Annotated in this window: 17 protein-coding genes and 1 pseudogene; 13 read left to right on the top strand and 5 right to left on the bottom strand. The window is 69.7% G+C overall.

Annotated elements, in window-relative coordinates; all coding sequences use genetic code 11:
• Positions 1 to 101 precede the first annotated feature (101 nt).
• Genes FZ046_RS24765 through FZ046_RS24750 form a run of 4 tightly spaced genes read left to right on the top strand, consistent with a single transcriptional unit; the run spans position 102 to position 4,216 of the window.
• Complete coding sequence (locus tag FZ046_RS24765) at positions 102 to 1,532, top strand: class I adenylate-forming enzyme family protein (RefSeq protein WP_070351860.1); 1,431 nt, start codon at positions 102 to 104, stop codon at positions 1,530 to 1,532.
• Positions 1,517 to 2,332: an acyl-CoA dehydrogenase family protein gene (locus FZ046_RS24760; protein ID WP_070351859.1), complete on the top strand. Its 816-nt coding sequence runs from the start codon at positions 1,517 to 1,519 to the stop codon at positions 2,330 to 2,332. The genes FZ046_RS24765 and FZ046_RS24760 overlap by 16 nt, the downstream gene beginning before the upstream one ends.
• Positions 2,319 to 3,422, top strand: coding sequence for an acyl-CoA dehydrogenase family protein (locus FZ046_RS24755; protein WP_070351858.1), 1,104 nt, complete (start codon positions 2,319 to 2,321; stop codon positions 3,420 to 3,422). The genes FZ046_RS24760 and FZ046_RS24755 overlap by 14 nt, the downstream gene beginning before the upstream one ends.
• Before the next feature lie 29 nt (positions 3,423 to 3,451).
• Positions 3,452 to 4,216 carry an enoyl-CoA hydratase/isomerase family protein gene (locus FZ046_RS24750; RefSeq protein WP_070351857.1) on the top strand — a complete coding sequence of 255 codons (765 nt, stop codon included), beginning with the start codon at positions 3,452 to 3,454 and terminating at the stop codon, positions 4,214 to 4,216.
• Positions 4,217 to 4,232: 16 nt separating this feature from the next.
• On the opposite strand, the gene FZ046_RS24745 is transcribed toward FZ046_RS24750, so the two are convergent.
• Positions 4,233 to 4,970 (bottom strand): SDR family NAD(P)-dependent oxidoreductase, encoded by a 738-nt coding sequence (locus FZ046_RS24745; protein ID WP_070351922.1) that lies wholly within the window; start codon positions 4,968 to 4,970, stop codon positions 4,233 to 4,235.
• A gap of 2 nt (positions 4,971 to 4,972) precedes the next feature.
• On the bottom strand, positions 4,973 to 5,737 hold the full coding sequence (locus FZ046_RS24740) for an SDR family NAD(P)-dependent oxidoreductase (protein WP_070351856.1): 765 nt from the start codon (positions 5,735 to 5,737) through the stop codon (positions 4,973 to 4,975).
• A 123-nt stretch (positions 5,738 to 5,860) separates the two neighbouring features.
• Between FZ046_RS24740 and meaB the strand changes: the two genes are divergently transcribed.
• The 4 genes from meaB to FZ046_RS24720 are packed head-to-tail and all read left to right on the top strand — an operon-like array spanning position 5,861 to position 9,402.
• On the top strand, positions 5,861 to 6,814 hold the full coding sequence (gene meaB / locus FZ046_RS24735) for a methylmalonyl Co-A mutase-associated GTPase MeaB (RefSeq protein ID WP_083298038.1): 954 nt from the start codon (positions 5,861 to 5,863) through the stop codon (positions 6,812 to 6,814).
• A gap of 52 nt (positions 6,815 to 6,866) precedes the next feature.
• Positions 6,867 to 7,307, top strand: coding sequence for a Zn-ribbon domain-containing OB-fold protein (locus FZ046_RS24730; RefSeq protein ID WP_070351921.1), 441 nt, complete (start codon positions 6,867 to 6,869; stop codon positions 7,305 to 7,307).
• Between the two features lie 4 nt (positions 7,308 to 7,311).
• Positions 7,312 to 8,457 (top strand): thiolase family protein, encoded by a 1,146-nt coding sequence (locus FZ046_RS24725; protein WP_070351855.1) that lies wholly within the window; start codon positions 7,312 to 7,314, stop codon positions 8,455 to 8,457.
• Positions 8,458 to 8,505: 48 nt separating this feature from the next.
• On the top strand, positions 8,506 to 9,402 hold the full coding sequence (locus FZ046_RS24720; RefSeq protein ID WP_070351854.1) for an enoyl-CoA hydratase: 897 nt from the start codon (positions 8,506 to 8,508) through the stop codon (positions 9,400 to 9,402).
• A 31-nt stretch (positions 9,403 to 9,433) separates the two neighbouring features.
• Here the strand turns inward: FZ046_RS24720 and FZ046_RS24715 are convergent, their stop codons facing one another.
• The 3 genes from FZ046_RS24715 to FZ046_RS24705 form a co-directional block, all read right to left on the bottom strand.
• Positions 9,434 to 10,114 (bottom strand): hypothetical protein, encoded by a 681-nt coding sequence (locus FZ046_RS24715; RefSeq protein WP_125939673.1) that lies wholly within the window; start codon positions 10,112 to 10,114, stop codon positions 9,434 to 9,436.
• Between the two features lie 230 nt (positions 10,115 to 10,344).
• Positions 10,345 to 11,964 carry an FAD-dependent oxidoreductase gene (locus FZ046_RS24710; RefSeq protein ID WP_070351853.1) on the bottom strand — a complete coding sequence of 540 codons (1,620 nt, stop codon included), beginning with the start codon at positions 11,962 to 11,964 and terminating at the stop codon, positions 10,345 to 10,347.
• A gap of 14 nt (positions 11,965 to 11,978) precedes the next feature.
• Entirely contained in the window at positions 11,979 to 12,695 is a 717-nt protein-coding gene (locus tag FZ046_RS24705; protein ID WP_070351852.1) for an IclR family transcriptional regulator, read from the bottom strand.
• A 108-nt stretch (positions 12,696 to 12,803) separates the two neighbouring features.
• On the opposite strand from FZ046_RS24705, the gene FZ046_RS24700 reads away from it, so the two are divergent.
• The 5 genes and pseudogenes from FZ046_RS24700 (at position 12,804) to FZ046_RS24680 (ending at position 19,392) form a co-directional block, all read left to right on the top strand.
• Entirely contained in the window at positions 12,804 to 13,670 is an 867-nt protein-coding gene (locus FZ046_RS24700) for an alpha/beta fold hydrolase (protein ID WP_070351851.1), read from the top strand.
• A pseudogene (locus tag FZ046_RS24695) lies at positions 13,667 to 15,280 on the top strand (bifunctional 3-(3-hydroxy-phenyl)propionate/3-hydroxycinnamic acid hydroxylase); the annotation flags it as partial. The gene FZ046_RS24700 and the pseudogene FZ046_RS24695, both read left to right, overlap by 4 nt.
• Before the next feature lie 130 nt (positions 15,281 to 15,410).
• Positions 15,411 to 16,331 carry a 3-carboxyethylcatechol 2,3-dioxygenase gene (locus tag FZ046_RS24690; protein ID WP_070351920.1) on the top strand — a complete coding sequence of 307 codons (921 nt, stop codon included), beginning with the start codon at positions 15,411 to 15,413 and terminating at the stop codon, positions 16,329 to 16,331.
• A gap of 56 nt (positions 16,332 to 16,387) precedes the next feature.
• On the top strand, positions 16,388 to 18,079 hold the full coding sequence (locus FZ046_RS24685) for an FAD-binding protein (protein ID WP_246183093.1): 1,692 nt from the start codon (positions 16,388 to 16,390) through the stop codon (positions 18,077 to 18,079).
• A 2-nt stretch (positions 18,080 to 18,081) separates the two neighbouring features.
• Complete coding sequence (locus FZ046_RS24680; RefSeq protein ID WP_070351849.1) at positions 18,082 to 19,392, top strand: LLM class flavin-dependent oxidoreductase; 1,311 nt, start codon at positions 18,082 to 18,084, stop codon at positions 19,390 to 19,392.
• Position 19,393: the final 1 nt, after the last annotated feature.

The raw sequence follows: 19,393 nt of genomic DNA, 5'->3' as shown, positions 1-19,393 counted from the left end.
GACGTCGAAGTTCGGTATCTATGAGAATACCATTCTCAAATATTGATAGGATGTTCTCAACGGGCATCGTACGGGGTTGGACCAGCATCGGAGGGCACGGCATGACTGAACCTCCCGTCCTGGCCTTCGGTGAGAAGCAGTACACCAGAGCCGAACTCGATGCGCTCACCAGTGGCATGGCGACCGTACTCGAGGAGCGCGGCGTCCGGCGCGGGGACCGGGTCGCGCTGATGTCGTCCAATCGTCCGGAATTCGTGGTGGCCGTCCGGGCGGTGTGGCTGCTCGGGGCGTCGGTCGTGCTGCTCAGCACCGCCTGGAGGCGCGCCGAGGTCGACCACGCCCTGGCCCTCACCGGACCGTCGCACGCCGTCGGCGACCATCCCGTGCTGGCCGAGGCGATGCCCATGCTGGACCTCGACCAACCCGTCACCCCGGGCCGGCGCACCTTCGATCGTCCCGACCCCGCCTCCGACGCCCTGTTCGTGTTCAGCTCGGGCACGACGGGGCTGCCCAAGGCCGTCCGGCACACGCACGGCGGGTTCGCCGCCGCGATCGCGCACTGGCGCGCCGCTCTCGGCCTGACGTCGTCGGACCGGATGCAGATCATGACGCCGCCCTCGCACATTCTGGGGCTGCTCAACATCGCGACCGCGTGGGATGCCGACTCGTGGATCCGGCTGCACCCCCGGTTCGACATCGACACGATGCTGCGCCACATCGAGTCCGACCGCATCACGATCGAGATGGCCGTGGCCCCGATCGCGCTCGCGCTCGCGGCGTATCCGCGTCTGGAGGACTACGACCTGTCGTCGCTGCGCTACGTGATGTGGTGCGCGACGCCGGTGACCGAGAGCGTCGCCACCACGGTCACCGAGCGGTCCGGCCTGACCTGGGTGACCGCGTACGGCGCGAGCGAACTGCCCGTCATCTCCTGCAACGAACTCACCGGCGGCCGCCTCGACACCGTCGGCCGGGTCGTGCCGGGTGTCTCGGTGCGCATCGTCGACCTCGAGACCGGCGAGCCGCTCGTTGCCGGCGAGGACGGCGAGATCCAGCTGCGGTCGCCGTCGGTGATGGCGGGCTACCTCCCGGAGGACGACACGGCACGGGCCTTCGCCGACGGGTGGTACCGCACCGGGGACGTCGGCCACGTCGACGCCGACGGCCTGCTGTCCATCACCGACCGCGCCAAGGAGATGGTCAAGGTCCGCGGCTTCCAGGTCGCGCCGGCCGAGATCGAGGCCGTGCTGCACGGCCACCCCGCCGTCGCGGACTGCGCCGTCTTCGGCGTGCCCGACGCCCGCGACGGCGAGGCCATCGTCGCCGCGGTCCGCCGGTGCGGCGAGGTCACGGCCGAGACGCTGACGACGCTGGTCGCCGAACGGCTCGCGTCCTACAAGCGCCTGGCGACCGTCGTCTTCGTCGAGGAGATCCCGCGATTGCCGTCGGGAAAGGTGCTGCGCCGCAAATTGAGAGAGCGCGTGATGACCGATTGCGCGGAGAACGAGAGGGTGCGATGGACGTCCGTCTGACCGCCGAACAACGGCAACTGCGCGACGCGGCCGCCGAACTGGCCGACGACCTGGGGCCCGGGTCGGTCGCCGACCTCGACGACGAGGGCAGGATCGCCCGACTGGAGAAGAACGTCGCCGCCACCGGCTGGCGGACGCTGCGCTCCGACGAGGCGTCCGGGGTCGAAGTGGCCCTGGTCGCCGAGGAGTTCGCCCGCGGCCTCGTCGACGTGCCGTTCCTCGGTCCGGTCCTCGCCGACGACCTGGCGCGCCGGCTCGGCCGCGCGGTCGCGGCGCCCGACGCGCCGCCGGCGGGCATCGACCTGACGCACGCTCTGACCGGCGTCGTCACCTCACCCGCCGAACTCGCCGACCTCTCCGACGAGGACGCCGGCCGCTGGCACGCACTCGCGCTGGCGGCGACGACCGCCGACATCGTCGGGGCGGCGCGGGGTGCGCAGCGGCTGGCCACCGAGTACGCGGCCGTCCGCGAGCAGTACGGCGCCACGATCGGCTCGTATCAGGCCGTTCGGCACCTCCTCGCGGAGAGCCAGGCCCTCATCGAGGGGTCGATCAGCGTGCTGCGGCACGCCGCGTGGGCCGTCGACGAACTCTCCGTCGCCGAGGCCGTGGAAGCCTGCCGGGTCGCCAAGGTCTACAGCGCGCGCTCGGCGCTCACGGTGTGCGAGACGTCGATCCAGGTGCACGGCGGCATCGGCAATACCTGGGAGTGCCTGGCCCACGTCTACCTGCGCAGGGTGCTGGCTGCCACCGAGGCATGGCCGGTCGCGTTGAAGGAGTTGACCATTGGACTTTCGTGACGCCCCCGACGAGGCCGAGTTCCGCGAGCGGCTGCGCGGCTGGCTCGTCGAGCAGAAGGGCCGGTTCCCCACGTCCGGCGACGCGTACTGGGCCCAGGCCGGCGCGTGGCACCAGGCGCTGTACGCGGCCGGGTTCTTCGGTACGTCGTGGCCGGCGCGCTACGGCGGCCAAGACCTCCCGCCGGTGTACGACGTCATCGTCGACGAGGAGATCGCCAAGGCGGGCGCACCCGCGCGCCCGAGTCTCGGCTACCTCGTCGTCGGCCTCAGCCACCACGGCAGCGAGGAACTGCGGCAACGGTTCCTGCCCGGCATGATCAACGGCACCGAACGCTGGTGCCAGGGGTTCAGCGAGCCGGGCGCAGGGTCGGATCTGGCCTCGCTCACCACCACCGCCGTGCCGTGTGCAGACGATCCGGACACCTACGTGCTCAACGGGCACAAGGTGTGGACGAGTTACTCCGACGTCGCCGACTGGTGTCTGCTGCTCGCGCGCACCGACAGGGACGTGCCGAAGCACAAGGGGCTCTCGGCGTTCATCGTGCCGATGCACCAGGAGGGCATCGAGCAGCGGCCGCTGAAGATGATCAGCGGCGTCACCAAGGAATTCGGGCAGGTGCTGTTCGACGGTGCCCGGGTGTCGGCGGAGAACATGGTCGGCGCGCCGGGGGACGGCTGGAAGCTCGCGATGACCGTCGTCAGCCACGAACGCGAACCGTCGACGCTGGGCTTCTCCGCGCGGTACGGAAAACTGGTGCGCCAGTTGGCCGCATCCGTCGATGGTGAGGCACCCGACGAGCTGTCCTGGGCGTGGGTGCAGACCGAGATGCTGCGGCTGCACGTGCGCCGGCGACTGTCCGAGCAGCTCGACGGCATCACCCACGGCCCGGACGGGTCGTTGGACAAGCTGCTGATGACGTGGACCGAACAGTCGGTGGGCCACGCGACGCTCGCCACCGTCGGCACCGCCGACGAGGAACTGTTCGGCGCCTACCTGTACAGCCGGTCGCAGAGCGTCATGGGCGGCACGTCGCAGATCCAGAAGAACATCATCGCGCAACGCATCCTCGGCCTCGGGGCCGGCTCGTGAGCACGTGCGCGCAGGAAGGGGAGTAGCCGATGTACGACATGCCCGACGAGATCGACGTCCGTGCCGACGGCGCGCTGCGGATCATCACGCTCAACCGGCCGGACGCCCTCAACGCGGTCAACGACAACCTGCACGTCGGCCTCGCGCGCATCTGGGAGGCGATGAACGAGGACGCCGGTGCCCGCGCCGCGGTGATCACCGGTGCGGGACGGGCCTTCTCGGCCGGTGGTGACTTCACCTACCTCGACGAGCTGCGCCGCGACGAGGCGCTGCGGCAGAAGACCATCAAGCACGGCCGCGACCTCGTCATCGGCATGGTGCGCTGCCGCATCCCGGTGATCGCCGCGGTCAACGGGCCCGCCGTCGGCCTGGGCTGCAGCCTCGCCGCGTTGTCCGACGTCGTCTACATGGCCGAGACCGCGCACTTCGCCGATCCGCACGTGCAGATCGGTCTGGTGGCCGCCGACGGCGGTCCGCTGGTGTGGGGTTCGCAGATCAGCCTGCTGCAGGCCAAGGAGTTCGCGCTCACCGGCGTGCGCATCAAGGCGCCGCGAGCGGTCGAGCTGGGGCTGGCCAACCACGTGGTGGCCGACCCCGTCGCCGAGGCGATCGCCTGCGCCAAGAAGCTGCTCGACCTGCCCCAGCAGGCGGTCGAGGCCACCAAGCGGCTGATGAACATTCAGCTGGAGAAGTCGGTGATGGCGTCGCTCGACTACGCCAACCTCGCCGAGTACGTCTCGTTCGGGACCGGCGACTTCAACCGCATCGTCGACGGCCTGATCGCCAAGTCCTGACACCGGGTCCGGCGAACTAGCCGAGGTCCTCCGAGCGCTGCACGGTGCCGGTGATGCCGGAGGCGTCCTGGGTCGCGAGCAGTACCGCTGCGCGACCCATGGCCTTGGGTGGCTCCACCATCTCGGGCGGGACCTCCAGACCCGCACCGCCGGCGCGCCACCCCTCGGTGAGCACGACCCGCGACGGGCTGAGGCAGTTGACCGCCACGTTGTCGGCGCGCAGGTCGTGCGCCAAGCCGAGGTACAGCCGCTCGGCGGCGGCCTTGGCCACCCAGTAGGCGTTGGCGCCGGCCATGGCCACGCCCGTCGTGGTGATCGCCAGCAGCGACCCGCCACCGCGGGCGCGCACGTGCGGAATCACCGCCCGGGTCACCAGGAAGACGCCGGTCAGGTTGACGTCGAGGCACCGCTGCCATCGCCGCAGCGGCGTGGTCTCGATGGGGTCGAGTCCCAGCACGCCGGCGTTGGCGACGAGGACGTCGATGCCGCCGAACTCGGCGACGGTGTCGGCGACCGCCCGCTCGACGGACGCCTCGTCGGTGACGTCGCAGGTCACGGGCAGGGCGCGGCCGCCGGCACGGACGATCTCGTCGGCAACCGATCCGATGGTGCCGGGGAGCCGGCCCTCGACCTCGGAGCGGGCCGCAACGGCGACAGCCGCCCCGGCCGCGGCGAGGTGGCGTGCGATCGTCGCCCCGATGCCGCGGCTGGCGCCGGCGACGAACGCCGTCTTGCCGTGAAGTACCTGCGGCACGGTCACTTCGGGGGGAAGCGCAGCGCTCCGTCGAGGCGGATGATCTCGCCGTTGAGGTAGTCGTTCTCGATGATGCTCTGCGCCAGCTGCGCGTACTCCGTCGAGCGGCCCATCCGCTTGGGGAAGGGCACCTGCGGGCCCCAGTACTGCTCGAGCTGGTCGGCGGCCTTGCCGTAGGCGGGGGTGTTCACCGTCCCGGGCGCGATGGTGACGACGCGAATCCCCAACGGGGACAGATCGCGTGCGGCCACCAGCGTCATGCCCAGGACGCCGCCCTTGGCCGCCGAGTACGGCAGCTGCCCGATCTGGCCCTCGTAGCCGGCGATCGAGGCGGTGTTGACGATCACGCCGCGCGCACCCTCGTCGAGCGGTTCACTCGTGGCGATGGCCGCCGCCGACAGCCGCATGACGTTGAAGACCGCGGTCAGGTAGAACTCGATGGTCTTCTTGAAGCCGTCGAGGTCGAGCGGCGAGCCGTCCTTGCCGATCAGTCGTCCGCCGCTGGCGGGACCGCCGTGGGTGTCGACCGAGATGCGCAGGGGCGCCAGCGACTGCGCCTCGGCGATCGCGGCGTTGACCGACTCCTCGGACGTCGCGTCGGTGTGCACGTAGCGGATGCCCAGCTCGGACTCCAGTTCGGCACCCTTGTCGTCGGCGACGTCGGCGACGACGACCTTGGCGCCGGCGGCGTGCAGGCGACGCACCGTGGCCTCGCCGAGTCCGCCGGTCCCGCCGACGACGATGGCAGAGCTGCCCGCGATCTGCATCTGGATCCCTTCGATGCGACTAGTACTCTCGGATCGGGAGAATAGCATTCTCATTCGGATCGCAGGAGGTCTCGACGATGCAGCCCGACGCGCCCGGCGCACGACACTAGGGTGAGCCGCACGATGACGATCGAGGAACTGCTCGCTGGTGCGCGCAGCGGATCCGCGCGGGCCGTGGGGCGCCTGTTGAGCCTCGTCGAATCCGATCGCCGCGCCGAGGTGCTCGCCGCCGTCGGGTCGGAGTCCATCCGCGTCGTCGGGATCACCGGCCCGCCGGGCGCCGGCAAGTCCACCACCATCGGCGTCCTCGTCGCCGCATACCGGCGACGCGGGTACAAGGTCGCCGTACTGGCGGTCGACCCGTCCTCGCCGTACAGCGGCGGAGCACTCCTCGGCGACCGCATCCGGATGGCGGCGCACATCAACGATCCCGACGTGCTGATCCGCTCCGTCGCCACCCGCGGTCACCTCGGCGGTCTGGCGGCGGCGGTACCCGCGGCGATCCGGCTGCTCGCGGCCCTGTCCTTCGACGTGGTCCTCCTCGAGACGGTCGGCGTCGGGCAGTCCGAGATCGAGATCTCCGCCGTCGCCGACCCGGCCGTCGTCATCCTCAACCCCGGCGCGGGCGACGCCGTGCAGGCGGCGAAGGCCGGCCTGCTCGAGGTGGCGGACATCGTGGCGATCAACAAGGCCGACCGCGAGGGGGCCGACCAGACGGCACGCGACCTGCACGCCGAGACCGACGTCCCGATCCTCAAGATCGTCGCGGCGCGCGACGAGGGCATCGCGGAGCTGGTCGAGGCGATCGACGCACACCACCGCGCCGATGGCCCGGCGCGGCGGGCGGCCCGTGCGCGCGCCCAGGTGCTGTCGCTGGCGCAGAGCATGTTGCGCGGCCATGCCTCGCTCGACGATCTGGCGGTCGCCGTGGCCGCAGGTGGCATCGACGTCTACGCCGCCGCGGCGGCGCTGCTCGACGGCGCCGGCCGCGCAGCCCTCGGAAGTGCCCCGGACGGCGACGACGACGCCGGAGACCACGGCCACGACCAGGATGAGAACGCGCTTACCGGTTTGTAGTAATCCTATTGTACGATTTCGGCAACGTGTTCTCGGACGGCGAGGAGTGGCGATGCAGAAGGCGATCGATCCGTCGATCTCGACCTGGCCCGAGGAGGACGCCCAGCTGATCGGCAGCACCTGCGGAGCCTGCTCGGCGACCGTCTTCCCGCAGCAGTCGCACTGCCCGAAGTGCAGCAGGGCGGAGATGAGCCGCACGTTGCTGCCGCGGCGCGGCACCGTCGTGGCGTGGACGACGCAGGGCTTCCCGCCGGGAGCGCCCTACGCCGGACCGGCCGGCAAGGACTTCCGGCCGTTCGGCGTCGGACTGGTGCAACTCGGCGACGTCATCCGCGTCGAGGGCCGCCTCACCGAGGACGATCCGCAACGGCTCCGGTTCGGCATGGAGGTCGAGCTGACGATGATCCCGTTCACCACCGACGCCGAGGGCAACGAGATCGTCACGTTCGCCTTCACGCCGGTACCGGGTGCGGACACGGACGCGAAGGAGTAGTCGAATGACCAACGACGTAGCCATCATCGGCGTCGGCATCCACCCGTTCGGCCGCTTCGACAAGTCGGCGGTGCAGATGGGCGCCGAGGCGATCCACGGCGCGCTGGCCGATGCGGGGCTGGAGTGGAAGGACGTCCAGTTCGGCTTCGGCGGCAGCTACGAGGTGTCGAATCCCGATTCGGTGACGCGGCTGGTGGGCCTGACCGGCATCACGTTCACCAATGTCTTCAACGCGTGCGCCACCTCCGCGAGCGCGATCCAGCAGACCGCCGACACCATCCGCCTCGGCAAGTACGACATCGGCATCGCCGTCGGGCTCGACAAGCACCCGCGCGGCGCGTTCACCGACGACCCGGCCAAACTCGCACTGCCGCAGTGGTATGCGGAGAACGGGCAGTTCGTCACCACGAAGTTCTTCGGCATGAAGGCCAACAAGTACATCCACGACCACGGCATCTCCGAGGAGACCCTGGCGCGGGTGGCGAACAAGAACTTCCGCAACGGCGAGCTGAACCCCAACGCGTTCCGGCGCAAGCCCATCTCCGTCGAGGAGATCATGGCGTCGCCGGTGCTGAACTACCCGCTGCGGCAGTACATGTTCTGTGCGCCGGACGAGGGTGCGGCGGCGGTCATCATGTGCCGGGGCGACCTCGCCCACCAGTTCACCGACAAGCCGGTCTTCGTGCGCGCCAGCGAGATCCGCACCCGCCGCTTCGGCGCCTACGAGGTGCACGCGACGTCCGCACCGCTCGACGAGGATGCCTCACCGACGGTCTACGCCGCCCGGGCCGCCTACGAGGCCGCCGGGATCGGGCCGGAGGACGTGGACATCGCGCAGTTGCAGGACACCGACGCCGGCGCCGAGGTCATCCACATGGCCGAGACGGGACTGTGCGCCGACGGCGACCAGGAGAAGATGCTCGCCGAGGGCGCGACCGAGATCACCGGGTCGATCCCGGTCAACACCGACGGCGGTCTCATCGCCAACGGCGAGCCCATCGGCGCCTCGGGCCTGCGGCAGATGCACGAACTGGTGCGCCAGTTGCGCGGCGAGGCAGGGGAGCGGCAGGTGCCGGGCAGCCCGCGTGTCGGGCTCGCGCAGGTGTACGGGGCGCCGGGTACGGCGTCGGCGACCATCCTCTCGCTGTAGCGCGGCCCGGTTCCGGTAACGACGTTCTCCTACGAATAGAGTGCGCCCATGGCTGATTACCGCTTCGTCACCTATGAGACCCTCGACGAGGGCACCATCGCCCGGATCATGCTCAATCGGCCGGAGTCGCGCAACGCGCAGCAGCGCGGCCTGCTCGTCGAACTGAACGACGCCTTCCTGCGCGCTGAGGCCGACGACGCCGTGCGCGTGGTCATCCTGGGCGGCAACGGGCCGATGTTCTCCTCGGGGCACGACCTCGGTTCGAAGGTGATGATGGAGGAGTACCAGCCCGGCCCGAACCAGCATCCGAGCTTCACCCAGAACGGCGCGACGCGCGAGGGTGCCGAGAAGTTGATGCTGCAGGAGTGGCACTACTTCTTCGAGAACACCCGGCGCTGGCGCAATCTGCGCAAGATCACCGTCGCCCAGGTGCACGGCGACGTGTACGCCGCCGCGTTGATGTTGATGTGGTCGTGCGACCTCATCGTCGCCGCCGACGACACGACCTTCGCCGACGTCGTCGGCACGCGGTTGGGCATGTGCGGCGTCGAGTACTTCGCGCACCCCTGGGAATTCGGGGCGCGCAAGACCAAGGAGTTGATGCTGACCGGCGACTCGCTGTCGGTCGACGAGGCGCACGCGCTCGGCATGGTCTCCAAGGTGTTCCCGGCCGACCAATTGGCCGACAAGACCGTCGAATTCGCGCGCCGCATCGCCAAGGTGCCGACCATGGCCGCACTGCTCATCAAGGAGTCGGTCAACCAGACGCAGGACAACCAGGGTTTCTACAACTCGCTCAATGCCTGCTTCACGATGCATCAGCTCAACCACAGCCACTGGGCGTGGACGCACGGCGGTGGCTTCCCGGTGGCCAACGAGAGCGACGGGCTGCCGAACTGGCGCGAGGCGCCGCCCATCACCCCCGCGGTGCGTGACGAGCCCTAGCCATCCGCGGAGCTACAGAATCCGTGGACGATCAGTAGCACTCACCAGCATGGACCATGTAGCAGTCTGGGCAAGGCTTTGTCTTTTCGTTAGTAGTTGACGCCTTAATTGAGTGCGTCTGCTGTGCGACCGACTCTCCAAGTTTGGGTTGTCCGAGGGCTTCGAGCATCTGATTGACCGTTCCATGAATGGCGGCAACGAAAGCATCTCGCTGCTCGAGTTCTAGCGCTGCGACCGAGGGCCACGCCTTACTAAGTTGTAGGCCGGGCCGTATGTGGTACTTCACAGACGGCGACCGCGACTGGAGCCAGGGAATCAGCGTCTTGAGATCGACCCGATGAGCGTATTGACGGGTGACCAGCCAGTCGTGGAAACGTGGATCCTCGAGCTGCTCGCGACTCCGCCCGCCAGCATGGCCGCCTGCTAAGTCCTCGACCCACTGCAGCGCATACCTGGCGGCCGTCAGATTTCTATGCGGATACCAACGCTGGGCGGGCTTTGCCAATCGAAAGGCGATATGGAAGTTGGGTTCCAAGCGCCATTGATTCTCCGCGACGTGTTCGAGAAGATCGCCGACTACCTGTTCGTTTGAGTACAGCCTGGTGTACTGATCCTTGAGTTCGCCTGGCCATACACCAATGCTGATTTCCGGACCTTCTTGCCACATGCCCACCCGTTCTACGACGGTGCCCGGACCTCCCTCAAACTTCACGAAGCATCCTGGAGGCAAGGGACGTCCGGAGGGAAGGGCAGTGCCGCCAGGCGACGTCAGCCCGGTTAGGCCAGTCGCCGACTCTAGTAGCAATAGCAGTGACTGCGTGTCGTAGCCGTCTTTCATCGTGGCCTCCTTGTAACGGAAAGATTTCTTCCGCGAGGCTACGGAAGTTGACGAAAAGCGCCGCTATCACGTCACCTTCGGGAGTCTCGGCGATCCTCGGCCGATCATGCCGTCGGCCGGTCACGCCCTGACGCCGTGAGCGCCCGGCCCGCGCGGTAGCCGAACACCATGGCGGGTCCGAGCGTTCCACCGGCGCCGCCGTAGGCCTTGCCGGTGACGCCGGCCATCGCATTGCCGGCGGCGTACAACCCGACGATCGGTGCGCCCGTCACGTGCAGCACGCGGCCGTCGGCGTCGGTCCGCGGTCCGCCCTTGGTCCCCATGGCGCCGACCGTCACCGGCACCGCGTAGTAGGGGGCGGTGTCGATGGGCCCGAGCGTCTGGCCGGCCGGCGTCGCCGCACTGCTGTCTCCCCAGTACCCGTCGTAGGCGCTGGCGCCGCGACCGAAGTCGGGATCGACCTCGTCGGCGACGTGGGCGTTCCACGAATCCAGCGTGCGGGTGAGGCCGTCGACGTCGATGCCGGTCTTCTCCGCCAGCTCGGCGAGGTCGGCGGACTGGCGGAACCACTCCGGCGCCGGGCCATCGGGTTCCACGCCGAGGAAGCCGTACTTCTTCAGGTGCAGCGAGTCGAACACGATCCACGCCGGATCGTTGAGGTAACCGAAGCGCGGGTCGAGGTGATGGAACGGGCCGGCCATCGAGTTGTACTCACCCGCCTCGTTGAGGAAGCGCTTCCCCGCGCGGTTGACGATGATGCTGCGCGGACGGGTCCGTTCCAGGCGGACGCTGCGACTGCGGGGATGGCCGTCGATGGTGTCGCCGGGGATCTGGATGACCGGCACCCACCAGGCCTCACTCATGTTCGCGAGGTCCGCGCCGTGCGCCATGGCCATCCGCAGGCCGTCGCCGGTGTTGTTCGGCGGTGAGACGGGCCCGCGCATCGGTCCGCGCAGATGGGCCTCGACGAGGCCGGGGTCCCACTCGAAGCCACCGGTGCCCAGCACCACGCCGCGCCGGGCGCGCACCCGAAGATCGCCGTCGCCGTGCGTGATTCGCACCCCGGTGATGCGGCCGTCCTCGGCGATCAGCTCGCGCGCCCGCGCGTCGGTGACCGGTTCGACCCCGAGGTCGAGCAGTCCCCGGAGCAGCCCGGCGACCAGGGCGGTCCCCGCGACGCAGGGTTCCGCCAGGCTCGCGTCGACCGTTGCGTGGATGCGAGCCCGGGTCTCGGCGTCGATGCCGACGTTGCTGAAGTCCACGGGGAACGCGGTGATGCGGTCCTTCCACGGGCCGAGCCGGGCGAGGTCGAACGGCCGCGCGCTGTGCGACCGCCCGCCGCCGGGCCGCCCGCCGGGCAGCTCGGGCTTGTAATCGGGGAATCCCGCGGCGATCTCGAAGCGCAGTTCACTGTGGGCCTCGACGAAGTCGAGCATCTCGGGTCCGGTGCGCACGAAGGTCTCCACCAGCTCGGCGTCCATCGCGCCGAGTGACTGCGCCTCCAGGTAGCGCAGCGCGTCCTCGACGGTCAGCTCGCCGTCGGGGGCGCGGCGGTGCGCCGGAATCCAGACGATGCCCCCGGACACCGCGGTGGTGCCGCCGACGGTGTGGGCCTTCTCGTACACCGCCACCGTCGCGCCGCCGGCGGCGGCAGTCAGTGCCGCCGTCAGTCCGGCGCCGCCGGTGCCGAGGACGACGACGTCGACTTCCTGATCCCAGGTCACGCGTTGCTTCCTTCCTAGCCGAGGATGTCGGACAGCCGGTGGGCTGCCGCGACCACCGCGTCGCGGCCCTGCACGAGCACGTCCTTGCGGTGCGAGATGAGGTTGATGCACGTGGGCGGTGATGGTGGCCGGCGCCGGACGGGCACGGCGAGACCGTAGGTGTCCGGCTCGATCTCGCCGTGGGTGACCACCCAGCCCTGTTCGCGGGTCAGCGGCACCAGATCCCGTTCGCCGGGTCGTGGCGGCATGCTGGCCAGCAGGGCGATGCCCGCGGCGCCGCGGTCGAGCGGATAGCGGCTGCCCTCGTGGAACGACAGCTGATAGAAGACGAGCGTCGGCACGATCACCGCGATGGCGACCTGCTGGTCGCCCTCGGCCACCAGCAGGGACACCGTGGCCCCGAGTTCGTCGGCGAGCATGCGCAGCGTCGGCACCGACAGCGCCCGGACGTTGCCGTCGAAGGACGCGCCGAGCACGGCCAGCGCGGCGGCCGGGCGGTACCGGCCGTCCTCGCCCTTGGTCACCATGCGGTGCTGCGTCAGGGTGCTGAGCAACCGGTAGGCGATGGTGCGGTGTACGCCGACGTGGTCGGCCACCTGCTGTGCGGTGATACCCGACGGCGACGTCGCGACGGCCTGCAGCGCCGACAGGCCACGGGCCAGAGTCTGCGATCCCGCCGCGCCGCGCTCACCCAGCCTCTGCGCTGGTCCGTCGTCCTTGACAGCGGTCATGTCGAGAGTGATGCTCTATACATAGTGCACATTGTTGTGCGATATTAGCACACATTGATTGCCGTACAAGAGAATGGCATTCTCATCAGTACGCAAGGAAGGGGACCGATGTCCGAGTTCGAGAGCGTCTGGAGTGACCTCCAGGGCGTCCCGTTCTCACAGGGCTACCTCGACGTCGGCGGCGTGCGTACGCGCTACCTGCACGCCGGAGAGCGCGACGCGCCGGCGCTGGTCCTGCTGCACGGCTCCGGCGGTCACGCCGAGGCCTACGTGCGGAACCTGGAGACGCATGCCGAGCACTTCTCCACGTGGTCGATCGACATGCTCGGCCACGGCTACACCGACAAGCCGGGGCACCCGTTGGAGGTCCGGCACTACGTCGACCACCTGCTGGCGTTCTTCGACGCAATCGGCGCCGACCGCGTGCACCTGTCCGGCGAGTCCCTTGGCGGCTGGGTCGCGGCCCGCGCGGCGTCGGACCACCCCGACCGCATCGACCGGCTGGTGCTCAACACCGCCGGTGGCTCGCAGGCCGATCCCGAGGTGATGAAGCGCATCGTCACGCTGTCCATGGCCGCCGCCGAGAACCCCTCCTGGGAGACCGTGGCCGCCCGCATCAAGTGGCTCATGGCCGACAAGTCGAAGGACTACGACGACATCGTCGCCAGCAGGCAGCGCGTCTACCGCCAACCCGGCTTCGTCGCGGCCATGAGCGACATCATGGCGCTGCAGGACCCCGAGATCCGTGCGCGAAACCTGCTTGGTGCCAACGAATACGGCGCCATCACCGCGCCGACGCTGGTGCTGTGGACGAGCGACGACCCCACGGCCGACGTGAGCGAGGGCCGCCGCATCGCATCGATGATTCCCGGCGCGCGGTTCGAGGTCATGGGTGACTGCGGACACTGGCCGCAGTACGAGGATCCCAAGACCTTCAACCGGTTGCACCTCGACTTCCTGCTGGGGCGCTCGTGACGGCGCAGCACGCGGTGGACGTCCTGATCGTCGGCGCCGGACCGGTGGGGCTCACGCTGGCCAACGTCCTGGGCGGCCACGGCGTGCGCACCACGGTGGTCGACGAGCGGGACACCTTGATCGACTACCCCCGCGGCGTCGGACTCGACGACGAGGCGCTGCGCACCTTTCAGTCGATCGGCCTGGTCGACGCCGTCCTGCCGCACACCGTGCCGAACCAGATCCTGCGGTTCTACGACGGGCGCCGACGGCTGCTGGCCGAGATGGCGCCGCCCGACGCGCGTTTCGGGTGGCCGAAACGCAACGGGTTCGTGCAGCCCATGGTCGACGCGGAGCTGCTGCGCGGCCTCGACCGGTTCGACGGCGTCGACGTGTCGTGGGGGACGCGGATGACGTCGGTCGCCGAAACCGCCGACGGCGTACGGGTCGAGTTCGAGGGCGGCGGAGCGACCACCGCCCGCTACGTCGTCGGCTGCGACGGCGGACGCAGCGCCACCCGCCGCGCCGTCGGGGTGTCGTTCGAGGGCACCACCGCGCCGACCCGCTGGCTCGTCATCGACGTCGCGACCGATCCGCTCGGGCACCCCAACAGCGAGGTCGGTGCCGACCCGGTACGCCCGTACGCGTGCATCTCCATCGCCCACGGCATCCGGCGCTTCGAGTTCATGATCCACGCCGACGAGACCGACGAGCACGTGGAGACACCGGAGTTCATTGCGCGCGTGCTGCGCCCCTTCGTCCCCTACCCGGAGCGCGTCGACGTGATCCGGCACCGCGTCTACACCCACCACTCCCGCATCGCCGGCGCCTTCCGCTCCGGTCGGGTGTTCCTCGCCGGGGATGCGGCGCACCTGATGCCGGTATGGCAGGGGCAGGGTTACAACAGCGGCATTCGCGATGCGGCCAACCTCGGGTGGAAACTCGCGGCGGTCGTCAACGGACAGGCCGGCGACGCCCTGCTCGACACCTACGACACCGAACGGCGCAAGCACGCCCGGGCGATGATCGACCTCTCCACCATGGTGGGACGCGTCATCTCCCCGACGAATCGGCGCGTAGCGACGCTGCGGGACACCGTCATCCGCGCCGCCTCGGTGGTACCGACGCTCAAGCGCTACATCCTGGAGATGCGGTTCAAACCCATGCCGCGCTACGAGCAGGGCGCGATCGCCCGGCTCTCCGCCGACGTGGCACCGCCGAGTGCGACCCTGCCCACCGGCACCCTGTTCATCCAGCCGAGGGTCGATACCCGCGACGCCGCCAACGTGCTGCTCGACGACGTGATCGGGCCCGGCTTCGGCGTGCTCGCCTGGAACAACGACCCCCGTGCACTCCTCGGTGACGTGGCGTTCCGCCGGTGGCAGGCGCTCGGCGCGACGTTCGTCGCCCTCCGCCCGTCCACCCAGCTGCACTGGACCGGCCAGGACGACCCCGACGTCGTCGTGGTCGGTGACCGCACCGGCGCGCTGAAGTCCTGGTTCGACGTCCACGCCGAGTCGGTGCTGTTCCTGCGCCCCGACCGGTGCATCGCCGGCGCGTGCATCGCGCAGTTGGCGCCGGAGTTGAGCAGCGCCCTGTTCGACGTCCTGCACACCGCCGAAGGAGGTGACCACGACCATGATGAACACCACACCGACCGACACGACGCCGACCGACACGACGCCGACCGACACGACGCCGACCGACACGACGCCGACCGACACGACGCCGACCGACACGACGCCGCTGGCGCTGTGCTGCATGTCGCACAGCCCGCTGCTGAATCTTCCGGGACCGTCATCCGAACTCCTCGGTGACGTCGACACCGCGCTCGCCGCGGCGCGGGAGTTCGTGCGCGAGTTCGCCCCCGACCTCGTCGTGATCTTCTCCCCGGACCACTACAACGGGTTCTTTTACCGGCTCATGCCGCCGTTCTGCATCGGCACCGGCGCCACCGGGGTGGGCGACTACGGCACGCACGCCGGACCTCTGAACGTGCCGTCGGACCTCGCGACCGCCTGCGCCGAGGCCGCGTGGGCGGCCGACGTCGACGTCGCGCTGTCGTCGAGCATGGAGGTCGATCACGGCACGGTGCAGCCGCTGGAGACGCTCTTCGGTGCGGCCGACGCGGTACCGGTCATCCCGATCTTCATCAACTCCGTCGCCACGCCGCTGGCGCCGATCAAGCGGGCGCGGGCGCTCGGCGCCGCCGTCGGGGACTTTCTCGCCGGGCTCGGACGGCGGGTGCTCATCGTGGGATCCGGCGGGCTGAGCCACGATCCGCCGGTGCCGACGTTGGCCACCGCGCCGCCGGCAGCGCTCGGCCGCATCGTGCACGGCGAGCCGATGACCGCCGAGCAGCGCACCGCACGGCAGACCGCGGTGATGGCAGCCGCACGCGACTTCGCCCACGGCGACAGCCCGCTCCAACCGCTCAACCCCGACTGGGACAACGCCTTGCTCGAACTGCTCGACACCAACCGCGTCGCCGACGTCGACGCGTGGACCAACGCCTGGATCGCGGCGCAGGCCGGCAATTCAGCGCACGAGGTGCGGACCTGGGTGGCCGCGTTCGCCGCGCTGGCCACGCAGGGGCGCTACGAAACGGGCGCGCGCTTCTACCGCGCCGCCCCGGAACTCATCGCGGGTTTCGCGGTGCGCACGGCGGTGACGGTCGCGTGAACGACGGCTGGGACCACGAGGTCGACGTGCTGGTGGTCGGCTCCGGCGGCGGCGGCATGACCGCCGCGCTCGCCGCCGACGCCGAGGGCCTCGACACCCTGGTCGTGGAGAAGTCACCGCAGTTCGGCGGATCCACGGCGCTCTCCGGGGGCGGAATCTGGGTGCCGGGAGCACCGTCGCAGCGGCGCGCGGGGTACGTCCCCGACCCCGAGGACGTCGTCACCTACCTGAAGACCATCACCGCGGGACTGGTCGACGACGCGCGGCTGCGCCGCTACGTCGACGCCGCCCCGGAGATGATGGAGTTCCTCGAGAAGTGCAGCGACTGGCTGGAATTCGTGTGGAAGCCGGGTTACGCCGACTACTATCCGGAGCTGCCCGGCGGTTCGGAGCTGGGCAGCACCATCAACGTCCCGGAGATCGACTTGCGTCGGCTCGGGAACGAGGAGGCCAACCTGCTGACCCCGCTGGCACTCGCGCCGAAGGGCATCTGGTTCGCGCCGAAGGACCTGCGGCTGTTCTACCAGGTGCGGCAGAACTGGCGCGGCAAGGCCGTGCTGGTGAAGCTCGTCTGGCGCATGGTCCGCGCGCACGTCTTCGGCGATCGGATGGCCGCCATCGGGCAGTCGTTGATGGCCCGCATGCGCCTCGCGCTGGGCGAGCGCGACATCCCGCTCTGGCTCCGCTCGCCGATGACCGAACTCGTCACCGACGTCGAAGGCGGGGTCGTCGGCGCGGTCGTCGAACGGGACGGCCGCCCCGTGCGGGTCCGCGCGCGCCACGGCGTGGTGCTGGCGTCCGGCGGGTTCGACCACGACATGGCCTGGCGCCGGGAACACCTGCCGGAACTCGAGCACGACTGGAGTTTCGGCAATCCCGCGTCGATGGGCGACGGCATCCGAGCCGGGGAGAAGGTCGGTGCGGCGCTCGACCTGCTCGACGAGGCGTGGTGGTTCCCGGCGATGTGCTGGCCCGACGGACGGCTGCAGTTCATGCTCAACGAGCGGATGATGCCGTCGCAGTTCGTCGTCAACGGAGCCGGCCGGCGCTTCGTCAACGAGGCGGCGCCGTACATGGACTTCGCGCACGCGATGCTCGACGGCCAGCGGTCCGGAACCACCCACATCCCGTGCTGGCTCGTCACCGACACCCGGTCCTTCCACCGCTACGTCGTCGGGGGACACCTGCCGCTGCCGAAGATCCCCTTCGCGCCCGTCCCCACCGGATGGAAGGTGCCGAAGGCCTGGCTCGACTCGGGAATCGTGAAGCAGGCGGGCACGTTCGAGGACCTGGCCACCCAGATCGGCGTCCCGCCGGAGGCGCTGCGCGCAACCGCCGAGCGGTTCAACGCGCTAGCCCGCAGCGGCCACGACGACGACTTCTCGCGCGGCGACAGCGCGTACGACAACTACTACGGCGACCCCACGCTGCCCAACCCGAACCTGCACCCGCTCACCGAGCCGCCGTACCTCGCGTTCCAGATCATCCTCGGTGACCTGGGCACGTCCGGCGGCCTGCGCACCGACGAGCACGCCCGCGTGCTGCGCGACGACGGCTCGGCGATCGGCGGACTGTACGCGACCGGCAACGCGACGGCCGCCGTGATGGGCCGCAGCTACGCCGGGGCGGGAGCCACGATCGGCCCCGCCATGACGTTCGGCTACGTCGCCGCACGCCACATCTCGGACACCCGCGCGGCCACCACCGGCCCGGCATCGGATTCGACGCTCGACACCTATCGGAGGTAATGATGAAGATCTCACTGTTCTACGAGTTCCCGCTGCCCCGGCCGTGGTCGGAGGACGACGAACACCAGCTGTTCCAGCACGGCCTCGACGAGGTGGAGGCGGCCGACCGCGCCGGGTTCTCCACGGTCTGGCTCACCGAGCACCACTTCCTCGAGGAGTACTGCCACTCGACCGCCCCCGAGATGTTCCTCGCGGCGGCCAGCCAGCGCACCAAGGACATCCGCCTGGGCTTCGGCGTCATGCACCTGCCGCCGCCGATCAACCACCCGGCGCGCATCGCCGAGCGCGTCGCCACCCTGGACCACCTGTCGAACGGCCGCGTCGAATTCGGCACCGGCGAGGGCTCCTCGGTCGCCGAACTGGGCGGGTTCAACATCGATCCCGCGGACAAGCGCGCGCAGTGGGAGGAGGCCCTCGAGGTCGCCATCCGGTGCATGGTCGAGGAGCCGTTCAGCGGCTTCAAGGGCGAGCACGTCGAGATGCCGGCGCGCAACGTCGTGCCCAAGCCGCTGCAGAAGCCGCACCCGCCGGTGTGGGTCGCCTGTACCCGGCCGGCGTCGGTGCAGATGGCCGCGCAGAAGGCCATCGGCGCACTGAGTTTCGCCTACACCGGACCCGAAGCACTCAAGGACCGCGTCGACGGCTACTACCGCGAGTTCGAGGAGAACGGCGTCCCGGTGACCCCGGCGATCAACCCGAACCTGCTCGCGATCGGCGGTGACCTGTCGATGATGGTCGCCAAGAGCGACGAGGAGGCGCTGAAGCGGATCGGCATCGGCGGCGGCTTCTTCTCCTTCGGGATCATGCACTACTACCTCACCGGAATGCACACACCCGGTCGCACCAAGGTATGGGAACTGTACGAGCAGGCCGTCAAGGACGACCCGACGCTCGCCTACGGTCCCGGCCGCGGGGCGATCGGCTCGCCGGACACCGTCCGGGAGTTCCTGCGCGGCTACGAGGCCAGCGGCGTCGACGAGATCATCCTGCTGCTCAACCCGCGCAGCCACGAGGGGACGATGGAGTCCATCGAGATCATGGGCCGCGAGATCCTGCCCGAGTTCATCGACCGCGACGAGAAGGCCCGCGCCGCGAAGGCGAAGCGCCTCGAGCCGGTGATCGAGAAGGTCGAGGCACGCCGCGAGCGTTCCGACGCACCGCTGTTCGACGAAACCTACGCCTTCGGCGGGCTGCCGACCGGCCGCGGCGGCAAGTTCACCGCGGGGGAGATCCCCGAGGCGATGGCCGAGATCAACGAGGGCCGCGTCAAGGCGGCCCAACAGGAGAAGGCCACCCGCGAGGCCGCCAGCTGAG

It is taken from the genome of Mycolicibacterium grossiae, assembly GCF_008329645.1.
In the GTDB taxonomy this organism is placed as follows: Bacteria; Actinomycetota; Actinomycetes; order Mycobacteriales; family Mycobacteriaceae; genus Mycobacterium; species Mycobacterium grossiae.
This window is presented reverse-complemented; position numbering and strand designations above follow the sequence as displayed.

What these genes read in the sequence shown, in the direction of transcription:
- FZ046_RS24705 (WP_070351852.1), bottom strand. Translation starts at nt 12,695, where the DNA reads ATGACCGCTGTCAAGGACGACGGACCAGCGCAGAGGCTGGGTGAGCGC.
- FZ046_RS24685 (WP_246183093.1), top strand. Translation starts at nt 16,388, where the DNA reads ATGACCGCCGCGCTCGCCGCCGACGCCGAGGGCCTCGACACCCTGGTC.
- meaB (WP_083298038.1), top strand. Translation starts at nt 5,861, where the DNA reads ATGACGATCGAGGAACTGCTCGCTGGTGCGCGCAGCGGATCCGCGCGG.
- FZ046_RS24740 (WP_070351856.1), bottom strand. Translation starts at nt 5,737, where the DNA reads ATGCAGATCGCGGGCAGCTCTGCCATCGTCGTCGGCGGGACCGGCGGA.
- FZ046_RS24700 (WP_070351851.1), top strand. Translation starts at nt 12,804, where the DNA reads ATGTCCGAGTTCGAGAGCGTCTGGAGTGACCTCCAGGGCGTCCCGTTC.
- FZ046_RS24725 (WP_070351855.1), top strand. Translation starts at nt 7,312, where the DNA reads ATGACCAACGACGTAGCCATCATCGGCGTCGGCATCCACCCGTTCGGC.
- FZ046_RS24690 (WP_070351920.1), top strand. Translation starts at nt 15,411, where the DNA reads ATGTCGCACAGCCCGCTGCTGAATCTTCCGGGACCGTCATCCGAACTC.
- FZ046_RS24765 (WP_070351860.1), top strand. Translation starts at nt 102, where the DNA reads ATGACTGAACCTCCCGTCCTGGCCTTCGGTGAGAAGCAGTACACCAGA.
- FZ046_RS24760 (WP_070351859.1), top strand. Translation starts at nt 1,517, where the DNA reads ATGGACGTCCGTCTGACCGCCGAACAACGGCAACTGCGCGACGCGGCC.
- FZ046_RS24750 (WP_070351857.1), top strand. Translation starts at nt 3,452, where the DNA reads ATGTACGACATGCCCGACGAGATCGACGTCCGTGCCGACGGCGCGCTG.
- FZ046_RS24680 (WP_070351849.1), top strand. Translation starts at nt 18,082, where the DNA reads ATGAAGATCTCACTGTTCTACGAGTTCCCGCTGCCCCGGCCGTGGTCG.
- FZ046_RS24720 (WP_070351854.1), top strand. Translation starts at nt 8,506, where the DNA reads ATGGCTGATTACCGCTTCGTCACCTATGAGACCCTCGACGAGGGCACC.
- FZ046_RS24730 (WP_070351921.1), top strand. Translation starts at nt 6,867, where the DNA reads ATGCAGAAGGCGATCGATCCGTCGATCTCGACCTGGCCCGAGGAGGAC.